General features: G+C 68.5%; 21 protein-coding genes and 1 tRNA gene. 7 read left to right on the forward strand and 15 right to left on the reverse strand.

Annotated elements, in window-relative coordinates:
* The first annotated feature begins 13 nt into the window (after positions 1 to 13).
* Together ACK4IU_RS06395 and ACK4IU_RS06400 are read left to right on the forward strand one after the other, a co-directional pair.
* Positions 14 to 709: an ABC transporter ATP-binding protein gene (locus ACK4IU_RS06395; protein ID WP_409732801.1), complete on the forward strand. Its 696-nt coding sequence runs from the start codon at positions 14 to 16 to the stop codon at positions 707 to 709.
* Positions 706 to 3,219, forward strand: a complete 2,514-nt coding sequence (locus ACK4IU_RS06400) for an ABC transporter permease (RefSeq protein ID WP_409732803.1) — start codon at positions 706 to 708, stop codon at positions 3,217 to 3,219. The genes ACK4IU_RS06395 and ACK4IU_RS06400 overlap by 4 nt, the downstream gene beginning before the upstream one ends.
* On the opposite strand, the gene ACK4IU_RS06405 is transcribed toward ACK4IU_RS06400, so the two are convergent.
* The 4 genes from ACK4IU_RS06405 to ACK4IU_RS06420 form a co-directional block, all read right to left on the reverse strand.
* The gene (locus ACK4IU_RS06405) at positions 3,216 to 3,962 is read right to left on the reverse strand and encodes a class I SAM-dependent methyltransferase (RefSeq protein WP_409732805.1); all 747 of its coding nucleotides are present in this window, start codon (positions 3,960 to 3,962) and stop codon (positions 3,216 to 3,218) included. The genes ACK4IU_RS06400 and ACK4IU_RS06405 overlap by 4 nt on opposite strands.
* Positions 3,963 to 4,079: 117 nt before the next feature.
* Positions 4,080 to 4,991: a pirin family protein gene (locus ACK4IU_RS06410; protein WP_409732807.1), complete on the reverse strand. Its 912-nt coding sequence runs from the start codon at positions 4,989 to 4,991 to the stop codon at positions 4,080 to 4,082.
* Between the two features lie 183 nt (positions 4,992 to 5,174).
* On the reverse strand, positions 5,175 to 5,822 hold the full coding sequence (locus ACK4IU_RS06415) for a GntR family transcriptional regulator (RefSeq protein WP_149589348.1): 648 nt from the start codon (positions 5,820 to 5,822) through the stop codon (positions 5,175 to 5,177).
* Between the two features lie 31 nt (positions 5,823 to 5,853).
* A complete protein-coding gene (locus tag ACK4IU_RS06420; protein ID WP_409732809.1) occupies positions 5,854 to 6,546 on the reverse strand; it encodes a M48 family metallopeptidase in 693 nt (230 codons plus the stop codon).
* A 124-nt stretch (positions 6,547 to 6,670) separates the two neighbouring features.
* Between ACK4IU_RS06420 and ACK4IU_RS06425 the strand changes: the two genes are divergently transcribed.
* Together ACK4IU_RS06425 and ACK4IU_RS06430 are read left to right on the forward strand one after the other, a co-directional pair.
* Positions 6,671 to 7,006 (forward strand): TIGR02300 family protein, encoded by a 336-nt coding sequence (locus ACK4IU_RS06425; RefSeq protein WP_409732811.1) that lies wholly within the window; start codon positions 6,671 to 6,673, stop codon positions 7,004 to 7,006.
* 103 nt (positions 7,007 to 7,109) lie between these two features.
* Positions 7,110 to 7,185 (forward strand) — tRNA-Ala (locus ACK4IU_RS06430).
* A 130-nt stretch (positions 7,186 to 7,315) separates the two neighbouring features.
* Here ACK4IU_RS06430 and ACK4IU_RS06435 read toward each other — a convergent pair.
* Together ACK4IU_RS06435 and ACK4IU_RS06440 are read right to left on the reverse strand one after the other, a co-directional pair.
* Entirely contained in the window at positions 7,316 to 10,465 is a 3,150-nt protein-coding gene (locus ACK4IU_RS06435) for an efflux RND transporter permease subunit (protein ID WP_409732813.1), read from the reverse strand.
* Positions 10,462 to 11,559 carry an efflux RND transporter periplasmic adaptor subunit gene (locus ACK4IU_RS06440; protein WP_409732815.1) on the reverse strand — a complete coding sequence of 366 codons (1,098 nt, stop codon included), beginning with the start codon at positions 11,557 to 11,559 and terminating at the stop codon, positions 10,462 to 10,464. Before ACK4IU_RS06440 ends, ACK4IU_RS06435 begins: the two co-directional genes overlap by 4 nt.
* A 342-nt stretch (positions 11,560 to 11,901) precedes the next feature.
* Between ACK4IU_RS06440 and ACK4IU_RS06445 the strand changes: the two genes are divergently transcribed.
* Positions 11,902 to 13,251, forward strand: coding sequence for a DEAD/DEAH box helicase (locus tag ACK4IU_RS06445; RefSeq protein WP_409732817.1), 1,350 nt, complete (start codon positions 11,902 to 11,904; stop codon positions 13,249 to 13,251).
* 78 nt (positions 13,252 to 13,329) lie between these two features.
* On the opposite strand, the gene ACK4IU_RS06450 is transcribed toward ACK4IU_RS06445, so the two are convergent.
* Positions 13,330 to 13,782: a hypothetical protein gene (locus tag ACK4IU_RS06450; protein ID WP_409732819.1), complete on the reverse strand. Its 453-nt coding sequence runs from the start codon at positions 13,780 to 13,782 to the stop codon at positions 13,330 to 13,332.
* A 365-nt stretch (positions 13,783 to 14,147) separates the two neighbouring features.
* Between ACK4IU_RS06450 and ACK4IU_RS06455 the strand changes: the two genes are divergently transcribed.
* Positions 14,148 to 14,738 carry a thymidine kinase gene (locus tag ACK4IU_RS06455; protein WP_409732821.1) on the forward strand — a complete coding sequence of 197 codons (591 nt, stop codon included), beginning with the start codon at positions 14,148 to 14,150 and terminating at the stop codon, positions 14,736 to 14,738.
* Here ACK4IU_RS06455 and ACK4IU_RS06460 read toward each other — a convergent pair.
* Complete coding sequence (locus tag ACK4IU_RS06460) at positions 14,699 to 15,646, reverse strand: DMT family transporter (protein ID WP_409732823.1); 948 nt, start codon at positions 15,644 to 15,646, stop codon at positions 14,699 to 14,701. The genes ACK4IU_RS06455 and ACK4IU_RS06460 overlap by 40 nt on opposite strands.
* A gap of 185 nt (positions 15,647 to 15,831) precedes the next feature.
* On the opposite strand from ACK4IU_RS06460, the gene ACK4IU_RS06465 reads away from it, so the two are divergent.
* Complete coding sequence (locus tag ACK4IU_RS06465; protein WP_409732825.1) at positions 15,832 to 16,854, forward strand: hypothetical protein; 1,023 nt, start codon at positions 15,832 to 15,834, stop codon at positions 16,852 to 16,854.
* Positions 16,855 to 16,900: 46 nt separating this feature from the next.
* On the opposite strand, the gene ACK4IU_RS06470 is transcribed toward ACK4IU_RS06465, so the two are convergent.
* From ACK4IU_RS06470 to ACK4IU_RS06500, 7 genes are all read right to left on the reverse strand, one after another.
* Positions 16,901 to 17,473, reverse strand: coding sequence for an SPOR domain-containing protein (locus tag ACK4IU_RS06470; protein WP_409732827.1), 573 nt, complete (start codon positions 17,471 to 17,473; stop codon positions 16,901 to 16,903).
* Positions 17,473 to 18,105, reverse strand: a complete 633-nt coding sequence (upp, locus tag ACK4IU_RS06475) for a uracil phosphoribosyltransferase (protein WP_149589358.1) — start codon at positions 18,103 to 18,105, stop codon at positions 17,473 to 17,475. Before upp ends, ACK4IU_RS06470 begins: the two co-directional genes overlap by 1 nt.
* A 1-nt stretch (position 18,106) precedes the next feature.
* Entirely contained in the window at positions 18,107 to 19,084 is a 978-nt protein-coding gene (locus tag ACK4IU_RS06480; protein WP_409732829.1) for an adenosine deaminase, read from the reverse strand.
* 73 nt (positions 19,085 to 19,157) lie between these two features.
* Entirely contained in the window at positions 19,158 to 20,366 is a 1,209-nt protein-coding gene (locus ACK4IU_RS06485; RefSeq protein WP_409732831.1) for a phosphopentomutase, read from the reverse strand.
* Position 20,367: 1 nt separating this feature from the next.
* Complete coding sequence (locus ACK4IU_RS06490) at positions 20,368 to 21,678, reverse strand: thymidine phosphorylase (protein ID WP_409732833.1); 1,311 nt, start codon at positions 21,676 to 21,678, stop codon at positions 20,368 to 20,370.
* Positions 21,675 to 22,088, reverse strand: coding sequence for a cytidine deaminase (locus ACK4IU_RS06495; RefSeq protein ID WP_409732835.1), 414 nt, complete (start codon positions 22,086 to 22,088; stop codon positions 21,675 to 21,677). Before ACK4IU_RS06495 ends, ACK4IU_RS06490 begins: the two co-directional genes overlap by 4 nt.
* A 113-nt stretch (positions 22,089 to 22,201) precedes the next feature.
* Positions 22,202 to 23,284, reverse strand: a complete 1,083-nt coding sequence (locus ACK4IU_RS06500) for a cupin domain-containing protein (RefSeq protein ID WP_409732837.1) — start codon at positions 23,282 to 23,284, stop codon at positions 22,202 to 22,204.
* Positions 23,285 to 23,373: the final 89 nt, after the last annotated feature.

Below are 23,373 nucleotides of genomic sequence, written 5' to 3' on the forward strand. Positions count from 1 at the left end.
AAGGACGCCCCGCATGACCGACCCGATCCTTGCGCTCACCGATGCGCGGCTGACCCTTGCCGGGAATGCCGGGCCGGTCGAGATCCTGAAGGGCATCACGCTATCGGTCCACCGGGGCGAAACCGTGGGGCTGATCGGGCCGTCGGGGTCGGGCAAGTCGTCGCTCCTCATGCTCATGGGGGGGCTCGAACGTGCCACCGGCGGGCAGGTGCTGGCCTTGGGGCAGGACCTGACGACGATGGACGAAGACGCGCTCGCCCGCTTCCGTCGGGGGAATATGGGGGTTGTGTTCCAGAGCTTCCACCTGATTCCGACGATGACCGCGCTGGAAAACGTGGCGCTGCCGCTGGAACTGGCCGGAGCGGGCGATGCCTTCGACCGGGCCGAGGCGGAATTGACCGCCGTGGGGCTGGCCGCGCGGATGCACCACTACCCCAGCCAGATGTCGGGGGGCGAACAGCAGCGCGTGGCGCTGGCACGCGCCGCCGCGCCGCGTCCGGCGATCCTGCTGGCGGACGAGCCCACTGGCAACCTCGACGGCGCGAACGGACAGGCGATCATGGACCTGCTCTTCGGCCTGCGCGACCGGCACGGGGCGACGCTGGTCCTCGTGACCCATGCCCCGGAACTGGCGGCACGCTGCGACCGGGTGATCCGGCTGGCCGATGGCCGGCTTGCGCCCGAGACCGTGGCCCGGGCCGCGGAATGAGCCTCGCCCTCACCATCGCCCGGCGCGAGTTGCGCGGCGGCCTGCGTGGATTTCGCGTCTTTCTCGCCTGCCTCGCACTGGGGGTGGCCGCGATTGCCGCCGTCGGCACCCTGCGCGCGGGCATCCAGCAGGGCCTGACCGACCAGGGCGCGGTGATCCTGGGCGGCGATGCCGAGATGCGCTTTACCTACCGCGCCGCCGATGCCGAGGAACGCGCCTGGATGGCACGCACGGCAACGGCGGTGTCGGAGGTGTATGATTTCCGCTCCATGGCGCTGACCGGGGACGACCAGGCGCTGACCCAGATCAAGGCCGTCGATGGCGCCTGGCCCCTGACCGGCGCGGCCGAACTGTCGCCCGAGATCCCGGTGGCCGAGGCGCTGGCCGATCAGGGCGGCCTGCCCGGTGCGATCATGGACCCGGTGCTGATCGACCGGCTGTCCCTGAAGATCGGCGACAGCTTCCGCCTCGGCACGCAGGACTTCCGCCTGACCGCCGCGCTCACGCGCGAACCTGACAGCGCCTCGACCGGCTTCACGCTCGGCCCGCGCACCATCGTCCGGTCGGACGCATTGGCGAACTCGGGCCTCCTCGCCTCGGGGTCGATGTACGAAACCCGGTACCGGCTGCTCCTGCCCCCCGGCACCGACCTGGACGAGCTGAAGCGGCAGGCGGAAAACACCTTCCGCGACAAGGGGATGCGCTGGACCGACAGCCGCAACGCAGCTCCGGGGATCGAGAGCTTCGTGGACCGGATCGGCAGTTTCCTCGTGCTGGTGGGCCTTGCGGGCCTTGCGGTGGGCGGGGTCGGCATCTCGGCCGCGATCCGGTCCTATCTCGACGGCAAGGTGGCGACCATCGCCACGCTCAAGACGCTGGGTGCCGAGGGCGGGCTGATCTTCCGCAGCTACCTCTGGCAGACGGCGATCCTGTCCGGTCTCGGCATCGCGATTGGCGTTGCTCTCGGCGCCGTGGTCCCGATCCTGGCCGCGCCGCTGATCGAGGCGTCGCTGCCCTTCCCCGCCACGATCCGCCTTGCGCCCATGGCGCTGGTCGAGGCCGCCTTCTACGGCGCGCTCTCGGCGCTGATCTTCACCCTCCTGCCGCTGGCCCGGACCGAGACGATCCGCCCTGCCGCGCTTTATCGCGGCGGGACTGGCACCCGCGCCTGGCCGCGCAAGCGCTATCTTGCGGCGCTGGCGCTGCTCTCTGCCGCGCTGATCGGCAGCGCGACCTGGGCCTCCGGCATCCCGGAACTCGCGCTTGGCGCGGCCGGCGGGGTGCTGGGGGCGCTCCTCGTGCTGGGGCTCGCGGCACTTGCCCTGCGCCTCGTCGCGCGTCGGCTGGCGCGCAGCCGGATCGCCCGGGGCCGGCCCGCCACCCGCGCCGCGCTGGCCGCCATCGGCGCCCCAAGGTCGGACGCAACCTCGGTCGTCCTGTCCCTCGGCCTCGGGCTATCGGTCCTTGCCGCCGTGGGGCAGATCGACTGGAACCTGCGCCAGGCCATCGCGACCGACCTGCCGACCCGGGCGCCGGCCTTCTTCTTCATCGACATCCAGCCCGACCAGATCGACCCCTTCCTCGCCCTGATCCGCGCCAATCCCGCCGTGAGCGAAACCGAGACCGCGCCGATGCTGCGCGGCGTCATTACGCAGATCAACGGTCGCCCCGCCCGCGAAGTCGCCGGCGACCACTGGGTCGTGCGCGGCGACCGGGGCATCACCTATGCCGCCACGCCGGGGCCCAAGACCCGGATCACCGCAGGGAAGTTCTGGCCCGAGGACTACGCAGGCGACCCCCAGATCAGCTTTGCCGCCGAAGAGGCCGAGGAAATAGGCCTGAAGCTTGGCGACAGGATGACCGTCAATATCCTGGGCCGCGACCTGACCGCCACCGTCACCTCGTTTCGCGAGGTCGATTTCTCGAACGCCGGGATGGGTTTCGTCATGACGCTGAACCCCTCGGCCCTGGCCGGGGCGCCGCACACCCATATCGCCACCGTCTACGCCCCGCCCGAGGCCGAGGCGGCGATCCTGCGCGAGGTCACGCAGACCTGGCCCAACATCACCGCGATCCGCATCCGCGAGGCGGTGGACCGCGTGGCCGAGGCGCTGTCGGCCATCGCCACCGCCACCGCCTGGGCGGCAGCGGGGACGCTGGTCACGGGCTTCGTCGTGCTGATCGGCGCGGCGGCGGCGGGCGAACGGGCCCGGATCTACGAATCCGCGATCCTCAAGACGCTGGGCGCGACACGCGGCAGGATCCTGTCCAGCTTCGCGCTCCGCTCGGCCCTGATGGGGGCGGCGGCCGGCGTCGTCGCGGTGGTCGCGGGCGGGCTTTCCGGCTGGGCGGTGATGACCTTCGTCATGGAGTCGTCCTACCGGTTCGAGCCCCTGTCAGCCATCGGAATCGTCGCGGGCGGAGTGTTCGCCACGCTCATCGCCGGCCTTGCCTTCGCGCTGCGCCCTCTGGCTGCGCGCCCGTCAGGGACGCTGCGCGCCCAGGACTAGGGCGAGACCTTCTGCGGCACCAATGCCATCTCTTCGGGCAGGGTGGCGGGGCGGAACAATGGAAATCCCGCTTCCTGCTCGTCCTTCCCGCTGGCCATGGCGAAGCTGTCGAAGAACCGCTGGACCCCGTAGCCTTCGATGTCCAGTTCGGTGAACTCGGCCAGGATCCGGTCGTAATTCTCGCGCAGGACCCGGTTTTCGGGGTCGAGGCCCGAGACGCAGACCAGGCCCGTCGGCCGGCAGTCGAGCACCGTGACCTGCAAGTCCGGCCGCCACCTTTGCAGGATCGGGATCAGCTTCCAGACATCCCCGGTCCAGGCCCCCCGCGGCAGGTTGGCTAGGTCGCGCGTCGTCATCCCCAGGTCATAGGGCACACAGTCGTGCATCATGATGACCCCGTTCGGGTCCATCGCCGCCTCGGTATTGATGAAGTCGCGCAGGAGGAACTCGAACAGATGCATCCCGTCGAGGAAGGCAAGGCCCAGCCGGATGCCGTTGCGGGCGATGAAGCCGCCGGCAAAGAAATCGTCGCTGGTCTGCTGAAAGACATGCAGCGCCGGCTTCGAGCCGATGATGTTGATCTCTGCCCGAAAGAACGGATCCACCGCAAGGGTCTTGGACCGCACCGGAGCGAAACTCTCGCCCGTCCGGCATCCGATCTCCAGATACCAGTCGAAGAGGCAGGCCTGGTGCAGTCGCCGCAGAAAGCGGTGATAGCGAAGGCCGAAGGGTCTGACGAACATGTGGCGGTCCCGTTGTGAACGCGCCCAGCCTGCCCATCTGCGCACGCCCGTGCAAGCCACTCCGCCGCAAGTCGCGTGGCGCCCAAGGATCTTCGGCGAAAATTCTTGGGCCGCTTCTCAGTGCGCCGGACGGATGAAGGTCCCGTTGCGCAGTTCGGTGAAGGCCTGGCGCAGTTCGGCCTCGGTGTTCATCACGATGGGACCGGCCCAGGCCACCGGCTCCTCGATCGGCGCGCCCGAGATCAACAGGAAGCGCACCCCTTCCGGCCCCGCCGTCACCGTCACCTCGTCGCCCGCGCCGAAACGCACCAGCGTCCGGTTGCCGGACAGGTCGCGGATGTTGACCTCCTGCCCGCGCACTTCCTTTTCCAGGAGCACGCCCTCGGGCCGCGCCGCGTCGCGGAAGTTCCCGGCGCCCTCGAAGACATAGGCAAAGGCCCGGCGGCGGGTGTCCACCTTGAAGGTCTTGCGCTTGCCCGCCGGGACGAAGACATCCAGATACTGCGGGTCCGCCGCGATGCCTTCGACCGGGCTCTTCACGCCCCGATAGTCGCCGATCACCACCCGGATCGAGGTGCCGTCATCCTCTTGCCGCTCGGGCAGCGCCTCGGCCGGCATGTCCTGATAGCGCGGCGCGGTCATCTTGAGCCGCCCGGGCAGGTTCCCCCAAAGCTGGAAGCCATGCATCCGGCCCTGGTCGTCGCCCTTCGGCATCTCCTGGTGCAGGATGCCCCGGCCGGCGGTCATCAGTTGCAGCGATCCCGGCCCGAGGATCCCCCGGTTGCCCAACGAATCTCCATGCTCCACGGTCCCTGCCAGCACATAGGTGATCGTCTCGATCCCCCGGTGCGGGTGCCAGGGGAAGCCGGCCGAGTAATCGCGGGGGTGATCGCCCCGGAAGTCGTCGAACAGCAGGAACGGGTCCGCCTCGGTCGGGTCCTGGAACCCGAAGGCGCGGTGCAGGTGGACGCCTGCGCCCTCGATATGCGGCTGGGCGCGGCGGGTCTCGATGACGGGACGGATGGACATGGGTCTCTCCTGAATTTGCGTTGGGCTGAAGATGGGGTGATCTGGTCCGCGCGCCAAGGCGCAAACGCAGGGAGTATCTGTGCGGAAATGCACCAAGGCCCCGCCAGGGCGCGGTATCCGGGATCGCGCGATCACCGGGTCATGCGCTGCGGCCGGGGATGCAACCCGGGTGGCCTCCGGCGGCTATCCAGTCAGATGCCGCAGCCCCTGGGTGACATCGGTTCGCACCGCCAGCCGCAGGCCCGGCTCATCCCCCGCCTTCAGGGCCGCAAGGATCGCCCGGTGGTGCATCGGAGGCTCCCGCCGCTTCAGCCGCGCATAGACCGCCCGCATCGTCGGCCCCAGTTGCAGCCAGACCGTCTCGCACAGGGCCAGCATCGCGGGCGACTGGGCGCGCAGGTAAAGCGTTCGGTGAAACTCCAGGTTCGTGCGGACATAGGCAACCGCGTCGCCTTTGACGGCGGCTTCCGCATTGGCCATGTTGATCGCCGTCAACCGCTCGATCAGCGCGAAATGGGCGCGCGGCAGCGCGCGGGCGGCCATCTCCGGCTCCAGCAGCGCCCGGATCGCCGCCAGTTCCTCGATCCGCTCGGGCGTGAGTTCCGGCGTCGAGATGCGTCCCGAGGACGACAACGTCAGCGCCCCTTCGGCGACCAGCCGCCGCACCGCCTCGCGCGCCGGCGTCATCGAGACGCCGAACTGCTTGCCGAGGCCACGCAGCGTCAATGCCTGGCCGGCATCAAGCTCGCCGTGCATCACCTGCTGGCGCAGGGTGCGATAGAGCCGTTCATGCGCGGCGGCGTTCGGATCTGGGGGGCGGGGCGTCACCATGCGCGAAGGGAACACCCCGGTCCGGGCCCGGTCAATCCTGAAAGCGCAGGCGGTGCAATGTCTGGCCCTGGTCATGCAGCCAGGCACGCTGCCGTTTCCAGTCCGGGCAGATGCGGGACACCACCGCCCAATAGGCCGGCGAATGGTTCAATTCCACCAGATGCGCCACTTCATGCGCGGCCACATAGTCCAGCACCGCGGGCGGGGCCATGATCAGGCGCCAGGAATACATCAGACGACCGTCCGGCGAGCAGGACCCCCAGCGCGACCTTGTATCCCGCAGGGCAATCGCGCTGAAGCGGCGGTCCACCGCGGCGGCATGGCTGGCGGACGCCTCCGCCAGCCGGTCGCGGGCCAGGACCTTCAGCCAGGCTGCGACGCGCGGACCGACGCCCGCAGCGTCACCCGGGACCAGCAGCGTCTCGCCCTCCACGCGGATGCGCCGCCCGGTTCCCGGCAGGATCGTCAGTTCCCGCCCCTGGACCGGCAGCCGCGCCCCCAGCCCCACACGCTGCGGTGTCGAGCCGGGCATCGCCTCCAGCGTCTCGCGCAGCCAGCCCTCGTGGCCCTTCAGGAAGGCCAGCGCCTCACCCTCGCGCGCGCGCAGCGGCATCGACAGCGTGACCTTGCCGTCCAGCCGCGACACGCGCAGCGAGAACCTGCGTGCCCGGGCGGAACGCCTGAGATGCACCTCGACGGGCGGAGAACCGGGCAGGACGGCCATGAAAACCCCTTGAAACCTGCCGCGACCATAGCCACTTCGCTCGGCACACAAAAGGCTTTGACAGTCGCCTGCACCTGTGGCAAGCGGCAGTTTTCCTGCTGACCCACTACCCGAAGGGACCACCATGCCCAAAGCAGAATGGGGCACGAAGCGCATCTGCCCAACGACCGGCAAACGCTTCTACGACCTCAACAAGACCCCGATCGTCAGCCCCTACACGGGCGAGATCGTGGACATCGAATCTGTCCGCCGCAAGATGGCCGCCTCGGTCATCTCGCGCGCCGTTCCCGAAAAGGATGACGACGTCCTGGTGGAGGATCTGGAAACCGAAGACGTCCTCTTGGACGGTGCCGTCGCCGACGACACCGAGATGGACGACGATCTTCTGGAAGACGATGCCGACGACAACGTCTCGCTCGACGACTTGGCGGACGTGCCGGGCGACGAGGAGGAAGTCTGACATCGGGCGCCGGGAAAAGGGGCGATTTTCCCCTTGCGGCCCCCGGCGACCTGTCCTAGATAGCCGGCATCGCGGCGGAAACGGTGCGATGCTTCTCTCCGGTGGGGTCATAGCTCAGATGGGAGAGCGCTTGAATGGCATTCAAGAGGTCGGGGGTTCGATTCCCCCTGGCTCCACCAACAAGAGACTGAAAGCGGGACGGCATTGCCGTCCCTTTTTCATTTCCGTGGCCCCGTCCCACGGCTGACCCCGGGCCGCCGCGCAGCGAAGCCTGCGCACGGCATGGGGCGGCATGGCACAGCAGTCGCCCTATTCCGCCGGCTGCGCGCGGCCCCTGCCCCGCAGCTTCTCCGGTCGATGCTCGGCATACCAGGCGCGGCGCTTCTCGCGCTGCCAGAACCAGGGCTTCGGATGGTCGGCCCGCGTCACCAGCATGAGGAGCGACGGGATGATGATCAGCGTCAGCACCGTGGCAAAGGCCAGGCCGTAGACGATGGCCGACGACAGCGCGATCCACCACTGGGTCGAGGGCGCGCCGATGGTCACTTCGTGGCTGAGCAGTTCCAGGTTCAGGCCGAAGGCGATGGGCAGCACGCCGAGGATCGCGGTCAGCGCCGTCAGGACCACGGGGCGGGCGCGTTCGCGGCAGGTCTGCAGGATCGCCTCGATCTTCGGCCGCCCCGCGCGGCGGAGCGTGTCGTAGGTGTCGATCAGCACGATGTTGTTGTTCACCACCACGCCCGCCAGCGCGATGATGCCGATGCCGGTCATCACCATGGTGAAGGGCTGCCCCATGATCATCAGGCCCAGAAGCACGCCGATGGTGGACATGACCACCGCCGACAGCACCAGCCCGACCAGGGTAAAGCTGTTGAACTGCGCCAGCAGCACGACGAAGATCAGGAAGATCGCCGCCGCGAAGGCCTTTGACAGGAAGGCGCCGGCCTCGGCCTGTTCGGCATCCTCGCCGGCCAGTTTCCAGCGGATGCCGTATTGGTCCAGCCCCGCGGCCTCCATCTCTCTGGTGATCTGCGCATAGACCGCGTCGGCCTGCACCCCCTCGCGGATGCCGGCCTGCACCGTGACGGTCCTCGACCCGTCAAGCCGGGTCAGCGTGCCGGTCGTCGGGGCGGCGCTGCGGGTGACGAAGTTCGAGATCGGGACCGAGCCTTCCGCCGTCTGGATACGCAGCTGGTCCAGCGCCGAGATCGTGCGCTGGTCCACGGGAAGGCGCAGCACGATGTCCACTGCATCATCGGCCCCGGCCGGCCGGTAATCCGACAGCTTGAGGCCCCCCGTCACCAGCTGCACCATCGCCCCCACGGTCGCGGGCGCGATGCCATAGCGCGAGGCGGCCGCGCGGTCGACCTGAAGCTCCCAGTCCACGCCGGGGGGCGGCAGGCCGTTCGAGATGTCGATCACGTCCGGCACCTGCGCCAGCCTCGCCGCCACCTGCACCGCGACCTCGTTCAGGTGGGTCGGGTCGTCGGCCGACAGTTGCAGCTGGATCGCCTTGCCGGTCGGCGGCCCCGCCTGGGGGACCGAGACCTGGATATCCACGCCCGGAATCCCCACCATCGCCTGCCGCAGGTCGGCGAGGATGGCATTGGCGTTCTTCCGTTCGCGCCAGTCGACGAATTCGTACTGGATCACCCCGATCACGTCGGCATCGACCTCGTTGCCCATCCCGCCGCCTGCGCCGGTGCGGGTATAGACTGTCTCGATCCCCGGCCAGCCCAGGATGCGCGCCTCGGCCTGCGCGACCAGAGCGTCCTTCTCGGCAATGGACAGGTTCCCCCGTGCCTTGACGTAGAGAAGGCCATACTCGGGCTCCACGTCAGGGAAGAAGATCACGCCCTTGCCGTATTTCGCATAGGCATAGGGGACCGAGACCAGGAGCGCGACGGCCAGGAAAAGCATGATCCAGGGATGCCGCACCGCCTTGCCGGCAACCCACATGTAAGGCCCGTCCCTGTGCTGGGGCGGGTGCTTGAACGGCTTGGCGATGATCGCGCCCAGCGTCGGCACGAAGATCAGCGCATAGACCAGCGAGGCCGACAGCGTGACGATCAGCGTGATCGGCATGTATTTCATGAACTCGCCGACGATGCCGGGCCAGAACAAGAGTGGCGAGAAGGCCGCGACCCGCGTCATGGTCGCCGCCACCACCGGGCCAGTCATCCGGTGCGAGGCCATCGCGAAGGCTTCGCGCTTTTCCATCCCCTCGGTCATCCGGCGCTCGGCGTATTCGGTGACGATGATCGCGTCATCGACCAGCATGCCCACGGCGAGGATCAGACTGAACAGCACGACGATGTTCACCGTGTAGCCCATCAGCGACAGGGCCAGCATTCCCATCAGGAAGGATGCAGGAATCGCCAGCCCGATCAGCAATGAGGCCCGCACCGACAGGGCGTAAAGGATGACGATGAACACCAGGATCACCGCCGTCAGGACCGAGTTCTGCAGGTCGAACAGCAGCTGCCGGATGTCCTTCGACTTGTCCTGGCTGAAGGTGACTTCCGTCCCCTCGGGCAGGAACCTGCGGAACGCCTCGGTGACGGCCTTAACCTGGTCCACCGTCTCGATCAGGTTCGCGCCGGTGCGCTTGGACACCTCGATGGCGATGGCCGGGGCGCCGTTCAGGCGGGTCACCGTCTCGGGTTCCTTCAGCGTGGGCAGGATGTCGGCGATGTCGCGCACGCGGACCGTGGCCGTCCCGGTGGACACCACCGGCAGATTGGCCACATCCTCGATCGTTTCCAGCAGCGACGGCACCTTGATCGCATAGCGACCCTCGGCGCCCTGCAAGGCCCCCGCCGCGACCAGCTGGTTTCCGGCGGCAAAGCCCGCGATCAGGATGTCCGGGCGCAGCCCGTAACTCGCGAGCTTGCCGGGGTCGATCACCACCTCGACCTGATCGTCGCGCACGCCCTGAAGGTCGGCGTTCAGCACCTGGGGCAGTTCCTCGATCCGGTCGCGCAGCTCGCGCCCGGCCTTCGCCATGACCCGTTCCGGCACGTCGCCCGACAGGGTGATGACAAGGACCGGGAATTCCGAGATGTTGACCTCGTTGACCGTGGGCTCGTCGGCGCCAGAAGGCAGCTCGGGCCGCGCCTGGTCCACCTTGGTCCGCACGTCATCCAGCGCCTTCTTCAGGTCGGCGCCGGCCTGGAACTCGATCACCACGTTGCCGCCGTTCTGATAGGCGGTCGAGGTCATCTTCTTGATGCCGGTGATCGACTTCAGCGCCGTCTCCATCGGCCGCAGCAAGAGCCGCTCGCTGTCCTCGGGCGAGATGCCGTCGTAGTGCAGGCTGACGTAGAGGATCGGGATCTGGATGTCCGGCTCGGCCTCTTTCGGGATCGAGACATAGGCCATCGCCCCGGCCAGCATCAGGAACAGCAGGACCGAAATCGTCAGCCTGGCATTGGCAATGGCGGTTTCGACCAGTCTCATTGGCCGATCCCCGCGGCGACCTTGACGGTATCCCCGTTGCGCACCAGGTCCTGCCCGGCAGTAATGATCCGCACGCCTTCAGGGACGCCGGTGACGACAAGACCCTCGGGCGTGTCGTCGATGATCGTGACGGCGGCGAATTGCGCGATGTTGTCGTCGCCCACCACGCGCAGGCCAAGCTTGCCTTCGTCCGACAGGGTAATGATCGACCGGGGCACCACTACGGCCCGGACTGGCGCGGCAAAGACCGTGACCTGCGCCGTCATCCCCGAGGGCAGCGCCATGCGCGGGTTCGGCAAGGCGATCTCGACCGGGAAGGTCCTCGTCTGGGCCGAGGCTTCCCGTGCCACCAACCGCACGGTCCCGTCCATCTCGGTCCCGTTGACCAACCGCACCTTGGCGGTGGAACCGACCGTGACCGCCGCAAGATCGACCTCACTTACCTCGGCCTTCACCAGGATCGGGTCCAGCGACAGGATCGTGGCAACCGGCGTCCCGGTCTGCACCCATTCGCCCAGTTCCACCGACACGGTATCGACAACCCCGGCGAAGGGCGCCTTCAGCCGCAGTCGGTCGGCGGCAGCGCGGGCGCGATTCAGTTCGGCCTGCGCCGCGTCGCGCGCCGAGCGCGCATTGGTCAGGTTCGACTCCGACGTGCTGCCGCCCTCGTAAAGCCGCTCCGCAACTTCAAGGTCGCGTTCCTTCTGGGCCAGGGCGATGCGGGCGATCTCTTCCTGTGCGACCGTCTCGGGGCCTTCCAGCTCCATGACGACCTGCCCCGCCGCGACCACGCCACCCTTGGTCAGGGCCAGCGCGGCAATCACGCCCTCGGCCCGCGCGGCCAGATCGGTGCGCTTGTCGGCCTCGGTGATGCCGGACAGACGGATGGCGCGGGCATGATCGACAAAGGCCGGCTCGACCGCTGCCACGGTGCGCACCAGCGGCGCAGGGTCCTGCACCGGGGTCTCGGGCGTCGGGATTTCCTTACCCTCGGCGACCTGCGCGCTGCCGACCGAAGAGAATTCTCCGGTCGCAATCCAGGCTCCGGCGGCGACCAGGACGCAGATGGCGGCGATACGATGAAATTTCGGCATGGCAGGCAGCATCCGGACAAGTGGTTGAATCTACGGAACTTCTATGGTCTGCGATCGCGGCAATGCACGGTCGCCGGGCAAGACGAGAGACCCGATACGCTGGTGCGGCAAGTGATACGCCCGGCGCGTTTCAAGGTCCAGACCGCTTGTGCAAGCGCTTTGGCATTGACTTGGGCCGCGATTGCCCCCATCTCCCCTCTGTCCGGAGCCAGCGCCCGCGTGAGGCGCCGTATGGCCCGGATGAAAGGTTCCCACCATCACGCAGGGGCGCCGCCGCGCGGCACGGTCACGGGCATTGGTCCGGGGCGAGGGTCGCGGGCCCTTTGACGAATGGATGAACCCATGACCACGTTTGCCGACCTCGGCCTGTCGCCGAAAATCCTGAAGGCGCTGGAAAAGACCACGCTGAAGACCCCCACGCCGATCCAGGCGCAGGCGATCCCGCACATCATGCAGGGTCGCGACCTGATGGGCCTGGCGCAAACCGGCACCGGCAAGACCGCGGCCTTCGGCCTGCCGCTCCTCCACCGCCTGCTCGACATCGGCCACCCGCCGGGGCCGAAGCACGTCCGGGCGCTGATCCTCGCGCCGACGCGGGAACTGATCGGCCAGATCAAGGACAACTTCGAGGTCTTCACCAAGGGCACCGCCGTCAAGGTGACGATGGTCGTCGGCGGCGCTTCGCTGTTCAAGCAGGCCCAGGCGCTGTTGCGCGGGACCGATGTGCTGGTCGCCACCCCCGGCCGCCTGATCGACCTCCTGGAACGCGGCGACGTGAGCCTGGAGAAATGCGGCTACCTGGTGCTGGACGAAGCCGACCACATGCTCGACATGGGCTTCATCCATTCCCTGCGGAAGATCGCCAGGCACATCCCGCTGCGTCGCCAGACGCTGCTGTTCAGCGCCACCATGCCCAAGGACATCGGCGAGATCGCCGACACCTACCTGCGCGACCCGGTCAAGGTGCAGGTCGCGCCGCCCGGCAAGCCCGCCGACAGGATCAGCCAGGGCGTCCACTTCATCCCGAACGGCGACAAGGCGAAGCTTCTGGAAGAGTATCTGAAGAAGCACCCGGGCGAGCAGGCCCTGGTCTTCGGCCGCACCAAGCATGGGTCCGAGAAGCTCGCGAAGCTGCTGGCCTCCTGGGGCTTCAAGGTCGGCTCGATCCACGGCAACAAGAGCCAGAACCAGCGCGACCGGACCTTGGGTGAATTCAGGGCGGGCGAACTGGATGTGCTGGTCGCGACCGATGTCGCCGCGCGGGGGATCGACATTCCGACGGTGCGCCACGTCTACAACTACGACATGCCGAACGTGCCGGAAAACTACGTCCACCGCATCGGCCGCACCGCGCGGGCGGGGGCCGAGGGATCCTCGATCAGCTTCTGTGCGCCCGCCGAGATGGTTGAACTGCAAGCCATCGAGAAGCTTCTGAAGAAGCCTCTGCCGGTGGTGGGTGGCGCTCCCTGGGCGGCGGATGTGGTCGCGGCGGCCCCGCGTCCGGGCCAGAATCGCGGGCAGAGGCAAGGCAACGGCGGACGCCAGGGCCAGAAGCTGACGGCGAAGCCGCAGGGCGCACGCCCGGCCAAGCCCGGCGGCCAGAGTCGGCCCCAGGGCCAGGGCAAGCCCGGCGGCCAGCGCCCGGCGAAACCGCAAGGCGGCAGCTTCGCCCCGCGCCGCGACGCACGCTAAGGCGGCCAGGCGGGCCGATCCCGGCGGCAGGACATCGCCGAGAATTCTCGAGAAAATTCTTGGCCGCGCCTGACCGCCTCAGCCCGCCTCTTCTTCGAGGTTCAGCTTCATTTCCAACAGCACTTGCTGGATCGCCAGCGTCTCACGCAGAAGCCGCTTGGCCTCGTTGACGGAAATCTTTCCGTCGCCGATGGCCTGGTTGTATTCCGCCATCAGGATCCCGAACCGCTGCGCCAGGGCCACGACATCGTGGTTCACCCCGGAGCTGGTCGAATTGCGCCGCTCGCCGTCATAGGACAGCGTGATGCCCCGAAGGTCGGCCAGGGCGGCGGTCACATGCGGAAAGCGGCTCGCGCCTTCCAGCGCGGCCACCACGTCGATCGGCATGAACCGGTCGTAATGTTCGTCGCTGTCGGAATAATAGCGACCGAGCGTCGCCTTGGACTTGCCGGTCAACTCGCAGGCCGCCTCGATCCCTACATCCTTGACCAGCGCCTCGGTGTGCTTCTTCAGGTAGGACGCGACCGACATCACCAACTCCACTGCCTTGCCCCCGCGTCAAGCCCCGGGGAAACCCGTCATTTTTTTCCCATTAATCGGATGGGAAGGCTTTGTCATGGATAAAGCGGTTCCGGGCAATCCGGAACGTTAGCGAGTGGCCGATGTCCCCAGCATCGGCAAGGGTGGGGCCCGTCGCATCATCCCTTGCAAAGGTATGACGGCGGAGCCGACGAAACGCGGCGGGCCCGTGTTTACCAGTAGGCGGATCAGCTCCGCGTTTGTGTGTGTGTGTCGTTCCGGGCCTGCGGTCCCGCCCTTGGGTGGTTTCCTGCGGTAAACCGGGTCGCGCGTGGCGTCTTGCAGCGCGGCCCGGTCATCGGCTAGGGCTTCACGCCATGGCCAAGCTGTATTTCCACTACTCGACGATGAACGCGGGGAAATCGACCGCGCTGCTGCAAGCCTCGCACAACTACCGCGAGGGCGGGATGCAGACCTACCTCATCACCGCGCGCCTCGACCACCGCGCCGGCCAGGGCCGCATCGCCAGCCGCATCGGCATCGGCGAGGAGGCCGATACCTTCTCGCCCGACGAGGACATGTTCGAAAAGCTGAAGTCGCGCTTCGCAGCCGGGCCCGTGGCCTGCGTCTTCATCGACGAGGCGCAGTTCCTGTCCAAGCCGCAGGTCTGGCAGCTGGCCCGCGCGGTGGATGACCTCGGTGTGCCGATCATGTGCTACGGATTGCGGGTCGATTTCCAGGGCAACCTCTTTCCCGGCTCGGCCGCCCTCCTTGCCTGGGCCGACGAGATGCGCGAGGTGCGCACGATCTGCCAGTGCGGCAAGAAGGCCACCATGGTCATCCGCCGCGGTCCCGACGGGCGGGCGCTGAAGGAAGGCGAACAGGTGGTGATCGGCGGAAACGAGACCTACGTCAGCCTCTGCCGCCGTCACTGGCGCGAGGCCGTGGAAGATCGTGCGGGCGACTGATTCGGCGCCGGTCGGGCAATCAGCACGCCGGCCAGCACGATGAGGCCCATGCCGGCCATGGCGATCCAGCTCAGCCGTTCGCCCCACAGGATCAGCCCCCAGGCGGCCGAGGCGGGCAGGATCACATATTCGAAGACCGACACCCGCGAGGCCTCGGCGATCTGGTAGGCCTTCACGATCATCCCCACGCCCAGAAGCGAACCCGCTGCCTGCACGAAGGTCCACCACAGGAACTCCCCCGTCGGCCAGACCGGCCCGCGCAGCAGGAACCCCTCCGCGCCTTCGGCCACCGGCAGCGGCACCAGCCACAGCACCGCCATGCCCACCAGCCCGATCACCCCCAGCATGCCGAAAAAGCCGGCCAGGATCGTCTCGGCCGTCTCGCCCGCGCACCATTCCCGCGTGGCGATGTTGCCCATGGCATAAAGCGCACCCGAAATGACTGGCAACAGCGCCGCGAAGGTGGCTCCGGTCATCGCCTCGGGGCCCAGCACCAGCACCACGCCCAGAAAACCGGTGAACACGGCCAGGACCTGAAGCGCGCCGATCGGGTGGCCATAGAGGAACCGCTGGATCAGAAGAACGAAGATCGGCGCGGTGAACAGGCCCGCCGCGACCTGCGCTACCGGCAGAAAGGCCAGCGCGCCGAAGTAGATTACCATCGCCGCCGCATGGATCGCGGACCGGGCCAGCACGGGACCGGGGCGTCTGGGCCAGAGCCTCAGCCCGAACGGCACCGCCGCCAGCGCCAGCAGGACGAAGGCCATGGCGGTGCGCGTGGCATGGAACTGCCACAGGCCGCCGTCACGGGCGATCACCCGCACGAAATTGTCGGTGAAGGCGATCACGAAGGCATAGACCAGCACCGCACCGAAGGCGGCCAGGGTTCGGTTCTGCGGTGCGTTCATGGTCCTGCTCGGGTTCGTTTCCTCCTGAATGACCGGGCTTTCCGGGCCCTTCCAGCCCGAACGCGACGCCGCAAGGCAAATCCCGGTCGCGGATGCACCTTCGGCACGGAGGTCCGGGAAGGGTGATTGTCGCCGCCGCAGGGGCCGGATAGACTTGCGCCAAACAGGCAGAGACCCCCCGGCCGATGACGGCATTGAAGAAGTATCAGAGGCTGGAATGTGGCGGCCTGTGGCGCGAGACGCCGCAGGATCAGCGGCGGGAGGTGCTGGTGCGCTTCGGCGACGCGACGCTGGTCCTGTCCGATCCGAAAAGCGGCACCGCGATCAGCCACTGGTCGCTTCCCGCGATCGAAAGGGTCAACCGGGGCGAGGATCCCCCGGTCTTTGCCCCGGGTCCCGATGCCGCCGAAAGCCTGGAACTGACCGATCCCGACATGATCGAGGCGCTGGCCGCGGTACGCCATGCCGTCCAGGCGGCAACCGCCCGGCCGGGTCGGCTGCGGGGGGCGATCCTCGGTGCCACGGCGCTGGCCGTGGTCGCGGTTGGCGTGTTCTGGCTGCCGGGCGCCCTGGTCCGGCATACAGCCTCGGTGGTGCCCCCGGCGCAGCGGGCCGACATCGGCCAGCGCGCCCTGGACGATCTGGCGCGGGTCACGGGCGCGAACTGCAACAACCGGCTGGGGCTTCAGGCGCTGGCGGCTCTGGCAGAGCGGGTGTTCGGCCCGGTCGACACGCCGATCCTCTACGTCATGCCCGCAGGGGTCGAGCAGCCCCTGCACCTGCCCGGCGACGTGATCGTGCTGCCGCGCCGGCTGATCGAACAGGCGAACGGCCCCGAGGCTGCGGCCGGGGCGGCCCTGGTCGAGCGGTTGCGCGCCCGGGCCCGCGATCCAATCATCCCCCTGCTGAACCATGCCGGACTGCGCGCGACGCTGGCGCTTCTGACCACGGCCGCCCTGCCGGACGACGCCATCGTCGGCTACGGAGAAGCCGCCTTGCGGGCCGCACCGGTCGATGTGCCGGATGCCCAGATTCTCGCCGCCTTCGAGGCCGCGCAGATCCCTGCGACGCCCTACGCCCTTGCGATCGACCCGGAAGGCAAGGCAACTGCCGGGCTTCTGGCCGCAGACCCCTACAAGGGGCTCGCACCGTCGCCGCTGATCCCCGACGACTCCTGGGTGGCCCTGCAGGGAATCTGCGGCACCTAGACCGGCCGTCCCGGTCGCGGCGGCGCGCGGTCCGGAGGGTTGCCGGTCAGCGCCCCATCACGGCCGCGTCGGGAAACCCGGCGTCTCGCAAGGCTGCGCGGGCTTTTTCTGCGGCCGCTGCATCCGGGAACGGGCCGGCAAAGACCGTGATCAGGGTCGAACTGCCGCCTTGGACCCTGCCCCGCACCACCGAATGACCCAGGGACATCAGCTTCGCCTCGGCCCGTTCCGCATTCCCGGCATCTCCGAAACGGCCGACATCGACGAAATACCCGCCGCTGTCACCGCCGCCCGGGGCAGGGTCTCCCGCTTCCGCTGTCACCGGCGCCGCAGATGCGGCTTGCCCGGGAGCATAGGGTTGAACGCCGATTTCCTCGGCCACCGGAACCCGGCGCCCGGACGGCGGATTGCCGCAGGACGGCGTCCCGTCGCGGCTCACCCGGGGGACCCAGACCACTTGCGCGGCGGTCCCCGCGCGCACGAACATGCAGCCCCTGGAATCGACGTATTGCTCGCCGGCATAATCCGGCGGCGGCACTTCGGCCGGGCGGATCGGGTCACGGGCCAGGGCAGGCGCGGCCAGCGCGATCAGGGCGGCCGTCGTCACGACCGCACGCATCACTTGGTCCCGAACATCCGGTCTCCGGCATCCCCGAGGCCGGGCACGATGTAGCCGTGGTCGTTCAGGTGGCTGTCTACCGCCGCCGTGACGATCGGCACGTCGGGATGGGCCTCCTTCATTCGTGCGATGCCCTCGGGCGCCGCCAGAAGGCAGAGAAAGCGGATCTGCTTCGCCCCCGCCTGTTTCAGCAGGGACACGGCCGCCGCGCTGGAATTGCCCGTGGCCAGCATCGGATCGACGACGATGGCGATGCGGTCCTCCATGTGCTCGGGCAGCTTGCAATAGTACTGCACCGGCTGAAGCGTCTCGGGGTCGCGGTAAAGCCCTATGAACCCCACCCGTGCCGCCGGGATCAGCTCCAGGATCCCGTCCAGAAGGCCGTTGCCCGCCCGCAGGATCGAGACCAGCGCCAGCTTCTTGCCTTCGATCATGGGCGCGTCCATTTCCTCCAGCGGAGTCTCGATGCGCTTGGTCGTCATCGGCAGCTCGCGCGTGACCTCGTAGGCCAGAAGCAGGCTGATCTCTCGCAGAAGCTTGCGGAACGACGCGGTCGAGGTGTCCTTCTCGCGCATCAGGGTCAGCTTGTGCTGGACCAACGGGTGACTGACGACGGTCAGGTGATCCAGCATTTCAGGCCTCCAAGAGCTTTCCGATCCTCGCCTTGGTATCGGCATCGCAAAACGCCGCGTCAAGCGACTGCCGCGCGATGCGCCGGAATTGCCCCTCGTCCCAGTCGAAAGCGCGGTGCAGCTCCTCGTATTCCCGGGCCATCGTGGTGTGGAAGAAGGGCGGATCGTCCGTGCTGATCGTGACCTTCACCCCGCGACGGTCAAGCTCGTGGATCGGATGGGCGCGGAAGCTCGGATAGATCCCCAGCGTCACGTTCGACCCCGGGCATACCTCCAGCACGATCCCCTTCTCCGCCAGTTCGTCCACAAGGGCCAGATCCTCGATCGCCCGCACCCCGTGCCCGATCCGCTCCACCCCCAGATCGCGCACCGCGTCCCGCACGCTCTCCGGCCCGCCCCATTCCCCGGCATGCGCCGTCAGCCGCAGCCCTGCCTCGCGCGCGCAGTCGAAGGCCCAGCGGAAGTCCTTCGGCGCCCCCACCTTCTCGTCGCCCGCAATCCCGAACCCGACGATCCAGTCTCCCGCCGTCTCGGCCGCACAGACCGCCGTCTCGCGCGCCTTCTCCGGGCCGAAATGTCGGATGCAGGTGACGATCCCGCGAAGGATGATCCCCATCCGCCGCTCGGCCAGATCGGCAGCCTCGCGCATTGCGTGCAGATATTCCCGCCAGGCGCCGACATCGCGCCCGCCGCAGAAATCGGGCGACAGGAAGGTCTCGGAATAGACCACCCCCGAACCTGCGGATTCCTCCAGCACCGCCAGGGTCAGCCGCGCATAGTCATCGGGGCTCTGCAAGGCCGAGGTCGCCGCCTCGTAGACCTTCAGGAAGTCCCGGAAGTCCCTGTAGCGGTAGTTCCCGGCCGCATCGAACACCCCGGATATGTCCAGATGCTTCTCCTTCGCCAGCCCCGCGATGAAGGCAGGAGGCGCCGCCCCCTCCAGGTGCAGATGCAACTCGACCTTCGGCAATCCGCTCACGAAACCCTCCCTGCCTTCATCTGTCCGAAAATATCCCACGGGGGTCCGGGGGTGTGAAACCCCCGGGAGCAGGTCACAGGAAACTCCGCCCCGGCCCTTGCGAGGCGACCCCCAGATGCGCCGCCACGCTCGCCCCCACGTCCAAGAATCCGCGCAGACCCACCGCCCGCGGACCCGTCCCCCAGCCCACCACCGGCACCCGCTCGCGCGTGTGCTCGGTCCCGCGCCAGGTCGGATCGTTGCCGTGGTCGGCCGTGAAGATCGCCAGGTCTCCGGGCCGCAGGTTGGCCAGGAACCGCGGCACCTGGGCATCGAACCATTCCAGGGCCCGGGCATAGCCCGACACGTCGCGCGGGTGGCCATACAGCGTGTCGAACTCGACGAAGTTCGCAAAGGTCAAGGAACCGGGCTCCGCTTCGGCCCCCAGCCGCACCAGATGTTCGAAAAGGTCGGCATCCGACTTGCCCTTGTGCAGCGTCCCGATCCCGCGCATCGAGAAGATGTCGCCGATCTTGCCGATTGCATGGGTGGCGCGGCCAGCTCCCGCTACCCAGTCCAGAAGCGTCGGCGCCGGCGGCGCGATGGCGAAGTCCTTCCGGTTCGCCGTCCGCCTGAAGTCGCCGCAAGTGCCGGTGAAGGGGCGCGCGATCACCCGGCCCACCTTCCGGGCATGCAGCATCGGCGCCAGGTCGGCGCAGAGCTTCAACAGCCGCTCCAGCCCGAAGGCCTCTTCATGCGCGGCGATCTGGAACACGCTGTCGGCGCTGGTGTAGCAGATCGGCCAGCCGGTGCGCAGGTGCTCTTCGCAATGCTCGGCGATGATCGGCACCCCCGAGGCATGGCAGTTCCCCAGGATCCCCTCGGTCCCCGCCAGCCGACAGACCTCGGCCACGATGTCGTCGGGGAAGGCCGGCACCGCGTCGGGGAAATAGGTCCAGTCCCAGGGCACCGGCACGCCGGCCAGCTCCCAGTGCCCGGACGGGGTGTCCTTCCCCTTCGACACTTCCTCGGCCGCGCCCCACAACCCCTCGGGCACCGCCTCGAGCCCCGGCGTCGGCGCGCCCGAGGCCAGCCGGATCGCCGCCCCGAGCCCCAGCCGGTCGAGGTTCGGCATCCGCAGGGGGCCGCTGCGCCCGGCCTCCGCCCGGCCCTCGGAGCAGGCCGCGGCGATATGGCCCAGCGTGTTCGCACCTTCGTCGCCAAAGGCCGCCGCATCCGGCGCCCCGCCGCAGCCGACCGAATCCATCACCACCAGAAAGGCGCGTCCATGCCCCTGTGCCATCTCAGCCGATCCTCTTCTGCACCAGCGCCGGTTCCTCGGGCGCCGACGGGGCGATCATGTAGGCCGCCTGCACCGCCTTGACCGCGGTGCGCGCCGCGTCCTCGGTCACCGCGTGGACCATCGCCAGGGGCACGCCCGCCCCCGCCTCCTCGCCGATCCCGGCCAGGTCCGACAGGCCAACCGAGGGGTTGACCCGGTCGCCCTCGCGCAGGCGGCCCCCGCCCAGATGGACGACCGCAAGACCCAGCGCCTCGGCGTCGATCCGCGCCACGAAGCCATCGGCCAGCGCCGGCACTTCCATCATCACCGGGGCCGAGGGCAGCCGGTCCGGCCAGCGCTCGACGAAATCGGCCGGCCCGCCCTGCGCCACGACCATCCGCCCGAAACATTCCGCCGCGGCTCCCGATTCCAGCGCCTCGGCAATCCGTCCCTCGCCGTCCTCGGCATCCGCCGCCAGCCCCGCCAGCGCCAGCGCCTCGCCGCCCAGCGCCACGGTCACATCCCACAGCGCCGCATTGACCGAGGTGCCGGTCAGCGTCTCCATCACCTCGATCACCTCCAGCGCATTGCCCGCCGCGGTGGCCAGCGGCTGCGACATGTCGGTGATCAGCGCCGAGGTCATGCAGCCCGCGCCCTGCGCCGTCGTCACCAGCGCGCGGGCCAGCGCCTCGGCCTGCTCGGCCGTCTTCATGAAGGCGCCGCTGCCGCATTTCACGTCCAGCACCAGCGCCTCAAGCCCCGCCGCCAGCTTCTTCGACAGGATCGAGGCGGTGATCAGGTCGATCGACTCCACCGTCCCCGACACGTCGCGGATCGCGTAAAGCCGCTTGTCCGCAGGGGCGAGATCGGCCGAGGCCGCGACGATCGCGCAATGCACCTCGGCCATCTGCCGGCGCAGGGCCGCCTCGGACAGCCCGGTGCGAAAGCCCGGGATCGCCTCCAGCTTGTCCAGCGTGCCCCCGGTATGGCCGAGGCCCCGGCCCGAGATCATCGGCACATAGGCGCCGCAGACCGCCAGCGCCGGCGCAAGCAGCAGCGAGGTGCAATCGCCGATCCCCCCGGTCGAATGCTTGTCCACCACCGGGCCGGGCAGGTCCCAGGCGAGGACCTTGCCGCTGTCGCGCATGCCTTTCGTCAGGGCGACGCGGCCCTCCTCGCCCAGGCCCTTCAGCAGGACCGCCATGGCGAAGGCGCCGGCCTGCGCATCGGTGACCTCGCCCGAGGCGAGCCCGGCCGCGAACCAGCGCAGCTCTTCCGGCGCCGGCCTTCGGCCGTCCCGGATCGCCGCGATGATGGCGCGCGCGTCGGTCACGTCCGCTCCATGTGGGCCGCCGTGAAGACGCCTGGCAGCAGCTCGGCCACGGTCATTACCTTCTCCTTCCCGTCCGTGGTGCACAGCGTGACACGGACGTCCTGATCGGCGAACTCGGCGATCTTCTGGCGGCAGCCGCCGCAGGGGGGCACGGGATCGGGGCTGTCGGCGATGACGCAGACCTCGGCGATCCGGGCATCGCCCGCCGCGATCATCGCCGCGATCGCCCCGGCCTCGGCGCAGGTGCCCTCGGGATAGGCCACGTTCTCCACGTTGCAGCCGACATGCACCGCGCCGCTGGTGGACCGCAGCGCCGCGCCCACCTTGAAGCGTGAATAGGGGGCATAGGCCCTTTCCCGCACCGCCGTCGCGGCCTCCTTCAGCGTCATCGACATTCCCTCTTTGACCATTTGGTCAGAGTGTGCGGCGACGCGTCGATTTCCGCAAGCCGGCTCTGCTCCTCGTGCGCCTTCGGCTTCTCGTCGCCGTCCCCGACGACGCGCCGAAGGCGCAGGAGGAGGCTTCAGCTCTCGACCACCCGCGTCATCGGGTTACCCGGCAGCGTCACTTCCAGAAGCTCCAGGTCGGGCGTCGGATCGGCGTAGCGCGTGGCCATCCCGGGCGGAATCACGAAGGCATCGCCCGGTTCCAGCCGGTATGGCTCCTTCCCCTCGCCCTCCAGCACCATGCCGCCCTGCATCACGAAGGTGAAGAGGATGTCGCCCTCATGCACCGTCCAGGGCGCCGGCTTGCCCGTGGGCCGGGCCACCATCACCGATGCCACGCCCTTCGTCGCCGCCATGATCGTGGTGTCGCGGGCCTCGAAGCCTGGAATGCGGAAAGGACGGAACACGCCCTCCGCCCCGATGTCGTGGACGAAACGCTGCCCCTCCCATTCCCGCTCGGGCCGGTAATGCGGGGTCGGCAGGGTCATCTCGTGGTCGATCTCGGTGACGTGTTCCGCAGGCACCCCGATCTCCACCACCTGCACGCCTTCGGAATGCAGCACCTTGTGGCGGATGCCCGGCGGCTGGATGAAGCAGTCGCCGGCATGGATGCGGCGCACGTCGCCCTGATCCTCGTAGAGCACGTCCACCCAGCCCGCGACGCAGAAGATCAGCTGGAAGCCGACCTTGTGGAAATGCACCATGTCCGGCACCGGACCATCCGGCACGCGGATGTGGCTGGCGATCATCGCCCCGCCAAGCCGCGTCGGGATCAGGTCGCGATACTCCATCCCCGCCCGCCCGATAACCCAGGGCGCCTGGTCGGCCAGGCGGCGCACCACGAAGGCATGTTCGGTCGCGGGCGTGACCACCGGAGGGTTCAGCTCGTCGATCTCCACCCGCGTGCCGTTCGGCGCGACCAGCTCCTTCGCACCCCCGGCAAAGCCCTTGTCGTCGGTAAGGATGCGCAGCGTGCCGGGGCTTTCGGGCGCCCCCTTCTGGATGCGCAGCCGCAGCCCGTGGCCGGACAGCACCGCCACCTCGGGGTTGTCGGCGGGAAAGATCATGTCCAGCCTGAACCCGAGGGTCTTCGTGTAGAAGGGCAGATCCTCACGAAGCTCTTTCGTCGGCAGCCGAACTTCCGCGCGTGTTTCCGTCATGGCATTCCCCGTGCTATGGCGCCATGGTGATCGGCGCCAGGCCGATTTGCAAGCCGGCTGCGGAAAGCCGCAACTTGGCGGTCTGGAAA

It is taken from the genome of Tabrizicola flagellatus, assembly GCF_046295235.1.
In the GTDB taxonomy this organism is placed as follows: Bacteria; Pseudomonadota; Alphaproteobacteria; order Rhodobacterales; family Rhodobacteraceae; genus Tabrizicola; species Tabrizicola flagellata_A.